This window comes from Paenibacillus phoenicis (assembly GCF_034718895.1).
Lineage (GTDB): Bacteria > Bacillota > Bacilli > Paenibacillales > Paenibacillaceae > Fontibacillus > Fontibacillus phoenicis.
On record NZ_JAYERP010000003.1, the window covers coordinates 18,123 to 33,420 of the forward strand.

At 50.5% G+C, this 15,298-nt stretch carries 13 protein-coding genes; 4 read left to right on the forward strand and 9 right to left on the reverse strand.

The features are described 5' to 3' along the window. Positions 1–140 precede the first annotated feature (140 nt). Complete coding sequence (locus tag U9M73_RS21930) at positions 141–971, forward strand: methyltransferase domain-containing protein (RefSeq protein WP_323079280.1); 831 nt, start codon at positions 141–143, stop codon at positions 969–971. A 41-nt stretch (positions 972–1,012) separates the two neighbouring features. On the opposite strand, the gene U9M73_RS21935 is transcribed toward U9M73_RS21930, so the two are convergent. The 9 genes from U9M73_RS21935 to U9M73_RS21975 all read right to left on the reverse strand — a co-directional run bounded on the left by U9M73_RS21935 (position 1,013) and on the right by U9M73_RS21975 (position 12,590). Beyond that, a complete protein-coding gene (locus U9M73_RS21935; protein WP_323079281.1) occupies positions 1,013–1,318 on the reverse strand; it encodes a hypothetical protein in 306 nt (101 codons plus the stop codon). Positions 1,319–1,608: 290 nt separating this feature from the next. Then, positions 1,609–2,424, reverse strand: coding sequence for a hypothetical protein (locus tag U9M73_RS21940; protein WP_323079282.1), 816 nt, complete (start codon positions 2,422–2,424; stop codon positions 1,609–1,611). Beyond that, positions 2,417–4,894 (reverse strand): FtsX-like permease family protein, encoded by a 2,478-nt coding sequence (locus tag U9M73_RS21945; RefSeq protein ID WP_323079283.1) that lies wholly within the window; start codon positions 4,892–4,894, stop codon positions 2,417–2,419. Before U9M73_RS21945 ends, U9M73_RS21940 begins: the two co-directional genes overlap by 8 nt. Further along, on the reverse strand, positions 4,891–5,574 hold the full coding sequence (locus U9M73_RS21950) for an ABC transporter ATP-binding protein (protein ID WP_323079284.1): 684 nt from the start codon (positions 5,572–5,574) through the stop codon (positions 4,891–4,893). Before U9M73_RS21950 ends, U9M73_RS21945 begins: the two co-directional genes overlap by 4 nt. A gap of 30 nt (positions 5,575–5,604) precedes the next feature. Then, positions 5,605–6,876, reverse strand: a complete 1,272-nt coding sequence (locus U9M73_RS21955) for an MFS transporter (protein WP_323079285.1) — start codon at positions 6,874–6,876, stop codon at positions 5,605–5,607. A gap of 206 nt (positions 6,877–7,082) precedes the next feature. Continuing rightward, a complete protein-coding gene (locus tag U9M73_RS21960) occupies positions 7,083–7,631 on the reverse strand; it encodes a hypothetical protein (protein ID WP_323079286.1) in 549 nt (182 codons plus the stop codon). A 61-nt stretch (positions 7,632–7,692) separates the two neighbouring features. Further along, positions 7,693–9,495, reverse strand: a complete 1,803-nt coding sequence (locus U9M73_RS21965; RefSeq protein WP_323079288.1) for an ABC transporter ATP-binding protein — start codon at positions 9,493–9,495, stop codon at positions 7,693–7,695. A 237-nt stretch (positions 9,496–9,732) separates the two neighbouring features. Continuing rightward, positions 9,733–10,380: a response regulator transcription factor gene (locus U9M73_RS21970; protein WP_323079290.1), complete on the reverse strand. Its 648-nt coding sequence runs from the start codon at positions 10,378–10,380 to the stop codon at positions 9,733–9,735. A 5-nt stretch (positions 10,381–10,385) separates the two neighbouring features. Beyond that, a complete protein-coding gene (locus tag U9M73_RS21975) occupies positions 10,386–12,590 on the reverse strand; it encodes a sensor histidine kinase (protein WP_323079291.1) in 2,205 nt (734 codons plus the stop codon). 199 nt (positions 12,591–12,789) lie between these two features. Between U9M73_RS21975 and U9M73_RS21980 the strand changes: the two genes are divergently transcribed. The 3 genes from U9M73_RS21980 to U9M73_RS21990 all read left to right on the forward strand — a co-directional run bounded on the left by U9M73_RS21980 (position 12,790) and on the right by U9M73_RS21990 (position 15,164). Next, entirely contained in the window at positions 12,790–13,179 is a 390-nt protein-coding gene (locus tag U9M73_RS21980; RefSeq protein WP_323079292.1) for a transposase, read from the forward strand. 105 nt (positions 13,180–13,284) lie between these two features. Next, positions 13,285–13,473 (forward strand): hypothetical protein, encoded by a 189-nt coding sequence (locus U9M73_RS21985; RefSeq protein WP_323079308.1) that lies wholly within the window; start codon positions 13,285–13,287, stop codon positions 13,471–13,473. 521 nt (positions 13,474–13,994) lie between these two features. Then, complete coding sequence (locus U9M73_RS21990) at positions 13,995–15,164, forward strand: MFS transporter (protein ID WP_323079293.1); 1,170 nt, start codon at positions 13,995–13,997, stop codon at positions 15,162–15,164. Positions 15,165–15,298: the final 134 nt, after the last annotated feature.

Genomic DNA, 15,298 nt, shown 5'->3' on the forward strand with positions numbered 1-15,298 from the left:
ATCTTCCGACTACCTGGACGCCCCCAAACCTTATTTTTTTCTCAACGGGTAGTTGAATCTGAGAAAAATTCAAATAGGAGGTTATTGTTCATTCCGGGCGGCGCCCCTACAATGGGGTACATGAAGGAGCGTGAGATAACATGAAGGAACAATTGGCGAGAAACATAAGTATCTACCGCAAAGAGAAGGGGCTTACGCAAGAAGAATTGGCACAAATCCTCGGGGTTTCTTTTCAAGCCATATCCAAATGGGAAAATGCCCAGACGATGCCTGATATATCGCTCTTACCCCCGTTATCCAAAACCCTGGAAGTCAGCATCGACAAACTTCTGGGCTATGCCTCGCAAGACAAACGGATTACGATTTATGAGGATGCGTATAAGACGCAAGAATATTACTGGGGGACTGTGCCGAATCAAGCCTGTTATCAGGTCTTACAACTTATGCCGCCAACCAAACACTTAAAATTACTGGATGTGGGATGCGGCGAAGGGAAAGACGCGGTCTTCTTTGCACGAAATGGATATGATGTCAGCGCCTTTGATGTTTCGGATGCCGGAATTGAGAAAACGAGGAAACTTGCTGAACAAGCCGGCGTTCATGTTCATGTCTTTAAGGCAGATATTTTAGATTACCGTTTAGATACTTATTACGACATCATCTTTTCCAGCGGGGTGCTTCACTACATCAAACCGGAGTATCGTAAAGACATCTTTGAAAATTATAAGCAATTCACGAATGAAAACGGCCTGCACGTCTTGAATGTGTTCGTACATAAACCGTTTATCGCTCCACCTCCCGAAAAAGAGCCCCATGCCTATAAATGGTACTCTGGTGAATTGCTCTCCCATTATCACAACTGGCTGATCAAAGATAGCTCAGAAATTGTGTTCGACTGCCATTCCTCAGGGATTCCTCACAAACATGCCATGACGAAATTGATTGCCCAGAAGATCAGCTCACTAGACTAACAAAAAAAGAGGGGTTCTCCGCCCCTCTTGTGTCTATCTGGTCACTTCCTCCTTGACAGAAATAATTTGATCAGGAGAACCAAATCTTCTGAAAAAATCCCCATCTGCGATTTTCCAAAATCAGATTTATTTTGAATTGATGCTGAAACACCTCCAATAATGCGGGGGTCATCATTTCTTCCTTCGAATAATTTACACCATCCCCAACAGAGATCACCGAATATCATCGTACCTAACGCGATGTCAGATACCCTCAATCCACTCTTGCCTAGCAAGAACCCACCGATGATCCGCATTCCGATCACCCCTTTCAAACACAAGCTTCCTAAAGCGATTTTCGTCGCCACGAATAACACGATCCCCTAACAAGAGAATTTGGCTAGCCAAATTCAGTGCTTGCTGCAATATGAGACATCCGTCTCGCGTTGCCTCCGAAGGCACCTGCCGGGGAAAATGAAAGCAACGCTGAAACGACAAAAGACGCTGATCGCTCAACGTCTTCATGCGAAACGTTATGGTGGTTTTCGTTAACCTACAAGTGTCAGATGAAAAAACACTTGTACCACTTTTGCTCGTTTTATTGGGTTTGCTGATGCTGGAAACCAGAAAGCCTTAGGGTAAACCATACTAGCACTGACTATACCGGAACGTTCACAACATAGGATACCGTAAAAACTTGATTGTCCCTTTGAAACTGCCCCCATATCTTATAGATTCCGCTTCTCGGGAACGATGTCTCAAAAGTTGCATCCGGCCCCTCCCCTTGGCCTTCATCCGCATGCACGTGCAGATACTGTTCACCGTCTTGCGAGAGGACCACCACGTGTCCAATTGCCCCTAAGTAGGGCTGTAGATCGGTAATTGGCTGTCCTGTCGCAGCATCGGCAAAGGAAAACTTCAGCGTAAGCTCTTCACCTGCCGCCGGTTGATCCATAGTAAGCTTGACTTGTATCCCCTCGGACACCTTGCTCAGGTTTGCATCCACCTCGACTGGAACCGGCTCTGCGCTCTGGCCCTCAACCTGAACCCATTCCATTTTCGACATGGAATTGGCGCCCTCCGGCTTAAAGTCAGCGATCAGCCTGTATTCTCCGCCAGCGGGAAAGTCGTTCGCAATTTCAAACACGCCGTTTCCTATATACTCGGGATGTACGTGATTGAAATAGGACAAATCCTTACTGATAACGATGAGATGAAGGAGTTTCTCATGATTGATTTTAAATCGGTCGATCGGCGTTCCGTCCTTCTTCTTGATCTCGATCCGAATTCGCTTACCCTCTTCGGACCCCGACGATTCGTTGCCGCCAACTGTCCATGTCGCCTGCACCTCGTCCGATAACAGGATTGGGCTGACGGGAGCGACTTTCTCGTCTTCCCACGAAGTGTTCGTTCCGCAAGCGGATAACAGCACGATTATTAAGAAAAGCAGCAAATATAGGATCGTTCTACTCATATCTTAACGCCTCGCTTAACGGGGTTTTGGACGCCCTGGATGCCGGAGTGAAGCTGGAAACCAAACTGACTAATATTCCGAATAGGGCGATGCACAGAATGATGATCCACGATAATTCGAATCGATAGGTCAGGTAACTGATCTCAACAAACGTCGAAGTCAAATACACTAATAAGATTCCGAAAATGCAGCCGACTACGGAAGCGGCGAGTCCGATGCCGAAGCCTTCCAGCATGATCATCCCGACCACCTGTCGCCTTGTAACCCCGACTGCACGCATCATCCCAAGCTCTCGAATGCGTTCCATAATATTGATTAGCAGCGTATTCGTAATTCCCATGCCCGAGATGATGATGGATATGATCACAAGACCGTTTATCACACTGAACGTGCCGGTGTATATGGAACCCACCATCGTTACGATATCTTCCGGACCGAACATCTCTTCGATCCTTTCCCCGAATTGACCAAATATATTTTCTCTAATCTGCAACGGGGAGGCAGCATGATCATTAAGCACAAGCACATTTTTCGCGTTTAGGATTCCAAAGTAATCGTTAAAGGAATCTTCCTGCATAAAAGCGCCGTACCCGCCGTCCTTCATGGTGCTGACGACTGCGGCAACCTTGAAGGCGTGTTGGCCCTTCTGCGTTTCAAGCTCGATGGTCTCCCCGACCTTGCCGCCCCAAGCCGCATAGGCGGCTTTATCCAGAATGATCTCATCCCGACTTAGCTTACCGACCAATTCGCTGCGCGATGTGCCGGACCCCGTGAATAACGGGAACCGGTCGATCCACGCCCCAGCTCCGACCACTGGGAGCTTGCGCTGCTGGCCGTTCAGGTTCCAAATGGCAGAATACACCGTATACGCCCTTGCATCAGCCACTCCCGGAATATTCTTAATCCGTTCAAGATCCGATTCTTCCGTGTGATGAAACGTAATATCCAGGTTGCCGCCGTACGAGGCGAAGACGACTTTCTCATAAGACTGAATGAATGCCGAATTCATGGAGCTCATCAGCACGACCATCGCAATGCCCCAACAGAGAATGACGGAGGTCATTGCATTGCGGGCCAGGTTGCGTCTCGCATTGCTTACGGCCATTTGCCCGCTCAACCGGAATATCCGACGATAGATGGGCTGCAGAAGGAACATCAACAGGTTGAACAAGTAAGGATAGACAAGTGCGATTCCGATCAACAAAGGTACGATCAGAAGCAGATGTTTGATGAAGAAGCTTGCGGCGATCAACGCACATCCCGCCGCAAGCCGCCCCATTCCGGGGGATGTCTTGGTGTGCTTGGGTATGAGCGCCTCAATCACGCTGATCTTCCCTACTTGCCGAATCGGGATAAGAGCCGCGGCTAACGGGACCAGGATGCCAGCCGGCACAGCTATCGCGAAGCCTTTAAGCAGCACCAGGTTTGTATCTTCATGAACACTGAATATCATATAGATTAGCATCGTTAGAACGTTGCCGAAGCCGTATCCCAACAATAGACCGATGGCTGTTCCGGAGATGGCCAGGATCAGTACCTCGCAAAGGACAAAAGCGCGCAATTGCTCGGTCAAGTACCCAATCGTCTTGAGAACGGCAAATTCCTTCTTACGTTCTTTAACGCTGACGTACATGCTGTTAAAGATGATAAACCCGCTTAGCGCTATGCCGAGAAACCCTGCCAAATACAGCACCAGGAAAAAAGTGCCCGAGTCGCTTACCGAACCGAAATCGACCACGACAGGCTGCATGTACATGTTCCCATATCGTTTGACCAATTCATCCGCTTGCTGCTCTACCGATTTGATATTGGATTCATCGAGAGACTTGATCTGCACCTCCTGGATTTTGCCGGCGAGTCCAAACCAATCCTGCAGAACGGGCAACGGCACGGCTGCCGCCCAATGATGGTACTTCGCCATCATCCAGCCGGACGGCCCCATCAGCTCCGCCGTATATTTGACGATAGCGGATACTTGAATGCTTTTGATACCCTTGTCGGTATCGAAAGATATCGTATCGCCAACATCGGTTTTCCACACTCTGGCCGTCCTGTCGGTAATCACCGCGCCGCCGGCCGTCAAGCTCCCTTTGACGACTTGGAAGTGGGTAAGCGGCGTATCCAATCGCGTGTAACCGCTAAGCACAATCCTTTTCTGAATGTCGGTTATTCCCTCTTGCTCCAGGTGCAGCTTGGTCGTGTGCTTAAGTACGGCGATCGAGGCCGTATTGTTCAGCTTCTCAAAGTCTTTGTACACGCTTTCCGGCATATAGGCTTCAGTACCCGAGACGATATAATCCGCCTTGCCGAAGGCTGCTTTTAAATACAGCGGGAACGTTCTTTTGGCGGTATCTACGGAAGCGGTCACCGCAAACGTGGACGCCACCCCAATGATAATGGACAGGAAAGTCAGCAGCGTTCTGAGCTTACGGCGCATTAAGTTGCGCCAGGCGAATTGCAGCGATTTCATACTCGGCTTTCTCCTCCCTGTACGACTTCTCCATCCTGAATCATGACGATTCGATCCGCTATCTCCGCGGCCTTGCGGTCATGGGTAACCATCACCACAGTGATCCCCTCTTCTTTGTTTAAACGCGAGAGGAGATTCAGAATTCCTACACCGTTCGTTTGGTCCAGATTACCTGTCGGTTCATCCGCCAGAATAAGTTGAGGTTTCATCGCAAGAGCTCGAGCAATGGCAACGCGCTGCTGCTGACCTCCGCTTAACTGCGAAGGGAATTGTGAAGCTCTGCCTTCCAGATTTACATCTTGGAGCAGTTGGTTGACTCTTGTGGCGATCTCCGACGATGGAGCCTTATTGGCAGAGAGCGAAAGGCCGATATTCTCGGCTACCGTCATCATGGGCAGCAATTGATAGTTTTGGAACACGAAGCCGACTTTCGTACGGCGAAACAACGTTCTTTGCTTCTCGTTGAGAACGTTCAACCGTACCCCATCGACCGTTATCTCTCCCGAGGTCGGAAGGTCCAGACCGCCTATCAGTTGCAGCAACGTGCTTTTGCCCGAACCGCTGGGCCCCATGATAGCGATGAACTCGCCTCTCTTGATATGAAGATCGTTCTCCTTGAGTGCGGTATAGTTCCCTGCTTCCAAAGCAAACACTTTGGACACTCTGTTCAATTTGATCATCGCGTGTGATCCCTCCAATAAATTAATCAATTAATGGTGAAATGCGCCAGAGTGAGCCGTTGCAGCGGAAGGTGCAGGCTGCTTGTGGCGCAGCAACGGGACGACGCCTATTGCACCGGCTAGAAAAAGAACGGCGGACAGTCCATATATAACTCCCAATGGAAGACTGGCTTTAAGAATACCGACAATGCTCATGGTCAGTACCATCCCGCCAATAAAAATCGGGCTCATGATTCCGCTAACCCTGCCGACGTAAGCTTCGTCTGCATGGCTCATCATCAACGTCTGGCAGGAGATATGGATGAAGGGAACCAAGAGTCCCGCAGCGAATTGAGCGGTGAAAGCCACTCCGATCGATGTGGTCGTGCCGATAAGAGCGACCGCCGCGCCGCTGCATACGAATCCAATCAACAGCATGACACGGGGCGGCATACGCCGGGACAATGCCATCATGAGCATGCCGCCGAGAATGATGCCGACGCCATTCATTGTTGTAAACCACTGCAGATGCTCCGCTTTAAGGCCCAAATGCTCTGTTATCACATAGATGCCGAGCGGGTTGATAAGTCCAAGCGCAAGACCCGCAGCCAGGAAGAAGCTTGCCATGTAGAGGAAGATCTTGTTCGCCATCACGTATTGCAAGCCGGACTTGATGTCCTGAGTCAACCTCGTCGGCTGCACCGACGGCACAGTACGATCCTTGGGAAGAGTCGTCAGCACGGCTGCGGATAACACAAAGCAAATCCCCATAATGACGACGGCCGTCTGAATGCCGAAGTAGAAGTAAACGAGCGTTCCCAGCACAGGACCTAATATCATGAAAACAGCCTGGATCGTCTGATACAGGGACATTCCCTTCTGCATCTGAGATGCCGGCACATGCAACTTGAATAACTTCATGCCGGCCGGCTGTGAGAATTGGGACAGAATCGACGATACGAGCGTGGCGAAGAAAATAGCCTGCCAGCCGCCGACTATCAAGGCAAGAAGAACGATAAAGACGGAGGCTGCACTCAATAGATCACAAGCCACCATGGTACGCTTAGGCCTCCACCGGTCCGCGAAAGCCCCTCCGATAAAGGAGAAGATGAAAATTGGGGCGTACTCGGCTACAGAGATCAAGGAGACGGCGATCGGATCCTTATTCGTCTGCTCCGTTACGAAGAGGAGGATTGCAAAATTTCGAATCCAGATTCCAAGCTGCAAAAAGACGGCGGAGAAAAGAATGGAGCGGATAACCCGATTCGCAAAAAACGATCGATTGTCTGACACAGATGAGAGTTTAGCTGCATGATGATGCATACGGATCTACACCTTTCATAGTGGGTTGTTAATCCCATCATAAGGGGTGGCGAGCAGGCCAAACGCGCCATTTTTGAGCAGTGACGCGCATAATTTGGTACTGGAAATGGCTTCTTTTTGCGGTGATCGCGCAATGTACGAGCATACGCGGCAAAACACAAAAAGCGCCCAGCTGCAGGGCGCTCTTTCGTTTTAAATCCTCACGCTTATAAAATTAACTCGATCCAATTGCTTCGGTAAAAGGTTTCCTCCGAGAGATCTTCGTTAACCCCGATGGCCGCACGACTGCCGATCGCTGCGGCGATGACGAGCTGGGAGGGAGCGGCGGCCGCCGTATCTCCTGCGGCGTAGACTCCCCTTACGCTGGTTTTGCCGAAAGCATCGGTTATAATGGTATTTTTCTCGTCTCGTATGCAGCCTAAAATGTCGGCAAATGGACTGCCGGAATATTTCTGAATCCATTCGCGAGTCGGTTTATAGCTCGGGGCATTTATTGTCGGCATATAAGGGACCACGATAATATCAGGGTTTTTCTGCAATAGATGATCCAGTTCTTGATAGGAGTAATGCGGGATTACATCCAGTCCGCCTGATATGGTCTTCACGTTTGTGTCCGGTGCGACGGCGTAAACATTATAAGCATCTGTCATCGACAATAAGGTGTACGGAATAAGAAAATCAAAGTCTTCCGTCGTTGAATCCGCCAGGACGACTGCTGCCGTAGGCTTATTGGGATCGTAGGGAGGGATGTTCACTCCTTCTAGCGAACCAACCGGCTCCTGGCGGCATTTCCTTCATTCTCCTTGAAAGTATGTTTCAACCAGCCATGACCGGTTCCGCCGCGCGGTCAGAAGGTTCCCCGCGCTCTGCAGCCATGCCGGCAGGATTTTGTTTCAGATAGAGCTCCTTATAATAACCGTTCTTCTGAAGCAGTTCCTCATGGCTGCCGCTTTCGACGATCGTACCTTTGCGGACGACGAAGATCCGGTCCGCATGGACCACCGTCGAAAGCCGGTGTGCGATCATGATAATCGTCTTGCCCTTGCAGAATCGCTCGATCGACGATTGGATGAGCTCTTCGCTTTCGTTATCGAGCGCGCTTGTCGCTTCATCCAGCAGAATGAGCGATGAATCCTTCAGGAACACGCGAGCCAGCGCGATCCGCTGTTTCTGCCCGCCCGACAGCTTGGCGCCCCGCTCGCCAACCTCCGTCCCGTACCCGTACGGCAACGCGCTGATGAACTCGTGAGCGAATGCCCTCCTCGCAGCCTCCACAATCTCCTCCTCCGTCGCGTCTGGCCTCGCAATGGCGATATTGTCCCGCACCGACGAGCTGTACAGGAAATTATCCTGCGTGACGATGCCGATCTGGCTCCGGAGGCTTGCAAGCGAGTAATCCCGGATATCCTTGTCATCGATGAGCACGCGGCCCGCGTCGACGTCGTACATGCGGGTCAGCAGCTGCAGCACGGTACTTTTCCCCCCGCCGCTCTCGCCCACGAAAGCGTAGGTCCCTCCTTTGCGGAGCACAAACGACATGTTATGCAAAATCCTCTCCTTCCCGTCATAGGAGAATGCGACGCGGTCAAACACGATCGAATCGGACAGCCGGGCAAGGACTGCGGGCTGCTCCTTTTCTTTGATGCACACCGGCGTAGCCAAAAAATCGAAGACTCGCTGAAGCGCCACGCTGCCCTCCGCGACCACGGGAATCGCCTGAACCAGTGCAGCCACCGGCGCCCGCATGCGGTCGACATAGGCGAAGAAGGCGATCAGGCTTCCCAGCGAAAGGCGGCCGTCAATGACGAAGAGGCTTCCGGCTGCAACGACCAGGAACGGCGTTATGTCACTCAGCACATTAACCACGGCCAGCGATATCGCATGCGCTCCGGCCTGTTTGTCTGTCATCCGTTCGAACTGCTCCAGATGGCGTTCAAGCTGCTCGATGTCCCGCTCTTCCGACTGAAACAGCCTGGCGAGAATAGCACCCTGGATGCGCTCAAAGACGAAGCCGCTCAGCGCCGAACGGCAGCCCATCATCTGACGAGTCGTGCCTTTTACCCTACGGGAAAGGATGTGGGAGAGGGTGAACTGGATCGCGACCAGCAGCACGGCCAGCAAGGTTAGAACCGGGTTAAGCGAGAACATAATTCCCGTGACGAAGAGCAGCACGATCATCTCGATCCAAACGTTCGAGAATACCGCGGTCATATAGCCCCGGATTTTCTCAATATCGTCGAAGAACCGAGTACCGATCTCCCCGCTGCGATTGTCAGCGAAGTATTTCGTATCCAAAGCGTGAACCTTGGCGAACACGTCTTTCCGCAGAGCCGTGATGATGCGGTTGTTCGCTTTGTTCATGAAGTACTGCCGGACGTACTCCATCGGCGCCCGTACCGCGAAAAAGACGGCGATCATTACGCCTGCGATCAGGAACAGCTGTTCCATTTTGTCCGAATCGGTAAGCGTCTGGCTGCGCAGCAGTTGGTCGAACAGGTATTTGACCACGAGCGGCACGGAGAGCGGAATCAGGAACCGGAACAGACTTCCGGCGAAACCTAGTAGGTAGAGTGTTTTTTGCTTGCCTGCATAGGGCAGGAATTGTCGCAAGGGGTTCATGGCTGGCCTCCTGTTTCATGTAAGCTCGGTTTCATCTTAACGCAGGAGAGCCGCAGTCAACGCGCAAGGGTTGCGAGCCGCCGCGCATACGTTAGGGGCCTGCCACGCAATCCATTGCGCGCCGCACGCAAAAACAACCCAAAAAATGTGAAACCGCACCGCTTATTGATGGGCGGTGCGGTCTGGAAAACTCCGCTCTATTGCCGATTACCGGATCTTACTAGAAGAGTACACCTTTCAATACAAATCCTCCGCAGGCAAAATGCCGAGGCTTTTCGCCTTTCGAATGGCATCAACCCTTGAGTTGACGTGAAGCTTCTGGAACAGCTCCGTCAGTCCATATTCAAGAGAGCGCTGACTCACCATAAGCGTTTTGGAGATCTCCTTGTTGCTCTTGCCCTTGGCGAGCTCCCGCAGAAGACGGTCCTCCTCCCGTGTGATCGTGGTCGGCTCGTGCTCCGCGTCTCCCTGGACCTGAATTTCCTGTCGTCTTAGCTGCCTTAGCAGCTGCATCGGGATGATCGCCTGCTTCCTAGCTGCACAGCGGATGGCCAGAATGAGCTCTTCGCGAGTGGATGTCTTCGAAATGAAGCCCGATACGCCGGCCTCCATGAGGAGATTGAAATGCGGCGCGATTTCAAAACCGGAGTAGATGAGGATGACCGCGCCCGGCACGCAATCCAGCAGCTTGCGCGTCAGATCGGCGCCGTTGATGTTCGGCATGTATAGATCCAACAGGATGACGTCGAATTGATGGAGGCGCACCAAATCAGGCACAAGGTATACATCTGTCTCGATCGTGACGTTAATGTCCGGTTCCGATTCGATAAGCATTTTGGTCCCTTCGACCACCGAGCGGTGGTCGTCAACAAGCAGGATATTCATATCTTTCACCTCTCGTTCATATGCTTGGGGAACTGTATGGTGACATGGAAGCCCTTGCGGGGCGCCGACCGGAAATCGACCTTGCCTTCAAGGCTCTGCACCCGTTTCTCGATGCCAGCAATGCCCATGTGCTGGAATGAACCTTCCAAGCGCGACAGCCGCACGCCTACGCCGTCGTCCGAGTAACGGAACGTAAAACAACTGTCCTCGTCCGTCAGCGACATAATCACCTTCGACGCCCTTGAGTGCTTGGTGGCGTTGTTCAGCAGCTCTTGGACGATCCGGTAAACGCCGAGAATTTGATCTTCGTCCAGCGAGCCGGCCATCTCATCCGCATGAAACTCAATTTCGTAGTTAGCGAACATGCGCAAATAGGCGAACAAGCTTTTCAGAGACTCGACCAGCCCCATTTTCAACAGAAAAGGCGGCCGCAGTTCGTTGCACGTAATCCGGATCTGATGGATCGCATCAAGCAGCCCTTCTTCGATTTCGGCCAATTCTGAGCCGGTACTGGTGTCGAACGAATTGGACGAACGAAGCGATTCGAGCTTCCGGTACCAGATGATCAGATCCTGCAGCACCGAATCATGCAGGTCGCTCGACAGCGACGCCCGCTCCTTCTCCGACAGCTTGAACAGCAGCCGGAGCATCCATCTCGGCGTTTCGCCCCTTGTCATCATCTCTTCCATCCGTTTCATCAGATCCTCAGTCCGGTACAGGTTGTCGTATAGGATCGTTACATAACGAACGGCCGTATCAAGCCATCTCTTCTCAGCCTCGGGCAGCGGACGGTTCAGTCCGATGGACAGCCATACCGGCTGCGGCTTCTCGCCTATGCGAATCCGGATCGTATTCGCGTCACGCTCCCCGCCTGAGGGTTCGGATACGCAAGACGGTTCATCCTTCGCTTCGACGATCGCCACCTCGGAGATGCAGAGTACGGCCTGCACCTCGTCGATCAGCCTGTCTTCCAGCTCCGATACCTTCATGACGCCCGCGAGGTCTTTGGATAGGCGATTCAAGCTTGACTGCAGGAAACTGGAGCGTTCCTCGCTCCGGATCAGCTCCCGCTCTTCCTGCTTGCGCCTCGTAATATCCTTGATGATGCCATGAATTCCGTTTAGCTGGCCTGACAAGAAAATGGGCACAAACGTAATGCTCACGATTCGCTCTCCGCCTGTCATGTCCGCAAGCCGGCATTCGACGTCCCGGGGTGTGCCATCTTCCATAACTTCGAACAGCGTTTCGTAGACCAGACTGTGGTCCTCATCGAAAATCATCCCCATGAAGCACTGATTGGTCATTGTTTCTCGCTGGATGCCCGTTATTTGCTCAAATGCCTTGTTCGCATGCGCAAAATAAAGCCCCTCTAGCACAATGGTGAAAACTCCGTCCAAGTTGTGCTCAAACAAAGACTTGTACCTCTGCTCGCTCTCCTCCAGCGCGAGCTCGGCGCGCTTCTTGTCCGTGATGTCAAGCATGATGCCGTCCAACCGCTCCACCGCTCCTTCGTTGTCCAGGTGTGGATGGATAATCAGCTGCCCCCAGCGCGGCTCACCGGGATGATGGATCCAGCGGAACTCCTGGCGCACCGGCAATCCCCGGTCGAGCTTTTCCCTCACTTCGCCCATCAGGAGCGCATTGTCGTCCGGATGGATATGGTCATGCAGGCGGATCGGACTCCTGATAATCTCTTGCCTTGGCAGGCCGCTGATTTTCTCCACGCTTTCAGAGATGAAAGTATATTGGGTGAAGTCCTTATCCGTGGACCATACCGCGGCGTTTACGTTGTCCAGAATGTTCTCGAGCAGACGCTCGGCCCGTTTGCGCGCCGTAACATCCCTTACCACCGCTACTACGTAGTTGACGTTTCCATCTCCGTGCAGCACCGGCATAACCTTAGTCTCCACTTCCAGAATGCGACCGTCTTTATGCTGCACCTGGTAGCCAATATCGACCGGCGTTCGGCCTTGTACGGTCTGAACCAGCGATTGCCTCACCCGCTCCTGATCCTCCGGTACGATGAGGGCGAAAGCGTCCATCCCCTCGTATTCCTCCACGCTATAGCCGCTCTGCGTAAGGATGGAAGGTGACACGTAACGGACGATGGCTTCGCTGTCGACCACCACAATCGTATCGGATGTATGCTCGGCAACAATCCGGTACATTTCTTCTCTGCCGCCTGCTATAAAACTCTGATTATCGCTCATGGACAATACCCCTCTTAGCCTTGTCTCTTAGTCTCGTTCCATTATACCGGAGTTTCCTCCGTCACATCGCGCAAAAATACGGGCCGTCCCCGCAAAAATAGACTTAAATAGCTCCCATGGGCCTGTGCCATTTTCAACTAGTCGGCCATTGCGCTTTCCTTTCCCCCCAGTAATCAATCCCAACCAGTTCCGATTCTGGATGTTGTTCAGCGATTTTGGCAAGCAAATGCATGGGGTTGGTTCGAATCCATATTTTGCCTTAAGAAGAAGATCGAAAAAGACGCAGGGAGTAATTCTCCTTGCGCCTTTTCCGGTCAAAACGTATTCGGAAGTGGTTTCTGAATCAGCACTTCATCCGCAAATCGTTGGATCACTAAAGTGTGAAGTCGCCCGCGAACTGAAGATCAAGGACAACACGCTATACGGCTGGATGAAGAAGTATAGTGGTGAACCGGAGATCGTTGCGGCGCAAGCGTTTAAGTCCGAAGACCATCAGCTCAGGGAGTTGCAAAAGCAAATACGAGATCTGCAAGAGGAGAACGAAATCTTAAAAAAAGCAATGCACTTCTTCGCGAAAGACCGTCGGTGAAATATACGTTCATCCACGAACACCGCTTTGAGTACCGACTGGAGACGATGTGCAGCGTATTGAAAGTATCTCGCAGCGATCTCCGAGCGAACGGTGACGCGGATCATGAACGAGCAGCAGTGGCGGTCCCGGACAGTCAAGAAGTACAAAGCGACCACCAACTCCAAACACAGTCTACCCGTGCAGGACAATGTGCTGAACCAAGAGTTTACGGCCAGCAAGCCCAATGAAAAATGGGTGCAACACGCAGCTGATTTTGAACGCCAATACCACTTTAATGCGATAAATCAGTGAATTCTGTGTCTACTATCTTGACAGAGGTCCAGCTGTAAGTAGTGGCTGTATGAAAAAACTCTTTGCTGATCTAATTCTTCCTCGCAACATGGGAGCGAGCCTGTACACCCTTCTTCCACAAAGAAACAGATTTAAGCCCGTTTTTCAAAGTCATTTGTACTTTATCTGATTTATGACCGTCTAAACATAGGGATTCAAAACTGCTTATGATTTTATTCGAGATGAATAATTATGATTTATTGATATATTTTATCTCTAAATCTTAAATTAAATATAGTTAGAAATATATTACACTAATTATAGTTGCAAACTACACTAATCAATACAGATGACAAAACATGGAAGCATGTCTCTCTTTTTTACTGATTTCCTGCATATGACTTGCATCTTTTTTACCAGTTATGAAACTGTGAAATGAAAGTAAATTACTTCATTGGATCTCATTAAAGTTAACACGGTGGGGCTTCCGCAAGACGTATAGTAAGCTATTTTTCAATTACTATTTGAGCTAGGAGGGTTAAATGTTAAACTCATATCTTGTAGTTCTAAAAATACCTAGCATGTTACGATACATGACAGGTCTCGTATTTACCAAACTTGGCGGTTGGATGTGGAGTACTGGTTTAGTTCTATTTGTTTTGTACAAATATGATCATTCAACTGAGTTATCAGGTTTAGCTGTACTATTTAGTGTCATACCTGGTGTTATCATCTCCCCGGTGGTTGGAGTATTGATTGACAAATACGATCCTCGAAAAATAATTACGATTGGTCAAACGCTAACTGGTTTATTATGTGCATTGATCCCCGCTCTGTCCCTTCTTGGTGTTCTTCATTTTGGGATTCTGATGGTAATCGTCACATTGTTAAGTTTGATTCGACCGTTAGTAACTACCGCTTATCGAGCTTTGTTGCCCGCTCTCGTTCCCGCCAACCACTGGGATCAAGCCAATGCCCTGGACGGCATTATCCAAGAAACAGCCGTGATTATGGGACCAGCAATTATTGGTCTCTTAACCGGTTTTCTTAGTGCCGATGACGCGATGTTTGGAATATCTCTATTCTGGATGTTGGGTGCCATCGGTGGAACTGGCATAAAAAATGCACCGCAGAACTCAAGTAACGAACAAACTAAATTGCTACAAGGTGCTTGGTCAGGTTTACGTTTCCTTTTGAAAAACCCTTCCTTGAGAGGTCTTTCTTTTGCTATGCCATTTTACACAATGACTTTTGGGGTTTTCTATGTGGGCCTTCCCATTCTAGTAGAAGAAAGACTTCATTGGGAAGCGGCAGCCGTCGGTGGGCTTTGGACAATTCTTGGTTGTGCTTCCTTGGCGTCTAACCTCTTCTTCGGACGATACAATTCGCAAGGACGTGAAAGAAACAATTTAGCACTTGGAATGTTCATTAGTTTAGGCGGTTTCGCATTGGTCGCGATCTCCACGAATTTAATCCTGATCATTTGTGGCTTATTGATCATCGGTAGTCAGCAGGGGCTTGTCGATATTAATCTCCATTCGCTCCGCCAAAGGCGAACGGATCCTCAAATGTATGGACGCGTCGTTTCTTTAGGAGGAATGTTAATGTCGTTAGGCAGCCCAATCGGATCTAGCATAGCTGGAGTCACTCTTTCGAAGTCCTTGACTCTTACTCTCTTACTTCCAATTTTTTTCGGAGCTTTGCCGTCTTAATGGTTATGTTATTAATACCTCGTAAGGAAAATAACACTCATATTTCATAACTTTGATTTTTTGGAAAACAGTCTGGTCGTAACCGGAAGTAACTGATAATTTCGAAACATTCCATAAACCCTAAAACAGCTAAG

Bases quoted from the DNA above. Each gene is read 5' to 3' on its own strand.
- U9M73_RS21980 (WP_323079292.1), top strand. From the start codon at position 12,790: ATGTTGTTCAGCGATTTTGGCAAGCAAATGCATGGGGTTGGTTCGAAT.
- U9M73_RS21950 (WP_323079284.1), bottom strand. From the start codon at position 5,574: ATGATCAAATTGAACAGAGTGTCCAAAGTGTTTGCTTTGGAAGCAGGG.
- U9M73_RS21990 (WP_323079293.1), top strand. From the start codon at position 13,995: ATGTTAAACTCATATCTTGTAGTTCTAAAAATACCTAGCATGTTACGA.
- U9M73_RS21970 (WP_323079290.1), bottom strand. From the start codon at position 10,380: ATGAATATCCTGCTTGTTGACGACCACCGCTCGGTGGTCGAAGGGACC.
- U9M73_RS21940 (WP_323079282.1), bottom strand. From the start codon at position 2,424: ATGAGTAGAACGATCCTATATTTGCTGCTTTTCTTAATAATCGTGCTG.
- U9M73_RS21955 (WP_323079285.1), bottom strand. From the start codon at position 6,876: ATGCATCATCATGCAGCTAAACTCTCATCTGTGTCAGACAATCGATCG.
- U9M73_RS21975 (WP_323079291.1), bottom strand. From the start codon at position 12,590: ATGAGCGATAATCAGAGTTTTATAGCAGGCGGCAGAGAAGAAATGTAC.
- U9M73_RS21930 (WP_323079280.1), top strand. From the start codon at position 141: ATGAAGGAACAATTGGCGAGAAACATAAGTATCTACCGCAAAGAGAAG.
- U9M73_RS21945 (WP_323079283.1), bottom strand. From the start codon at position 4,894: ATGAAATCGCTGCAATTCGCCTGGCGCAACTTAATGCGCCGTAAGCTC.
- U9M73_RS21985 (WP_323079308.1), top strand. From the start codon at position 13,285: ATGAACGAGCAGCAGTGGCGGTCCCGGACAGTCAAGAAGTACAAAGCG.
- U9M73_RS21965 (WP_323079288.1), bottom strand. From the start codon at position 9,495: ATGAACCCCTTGCGACAATTCCTGCCCTATGCAGGCAAGCAAAAAACA.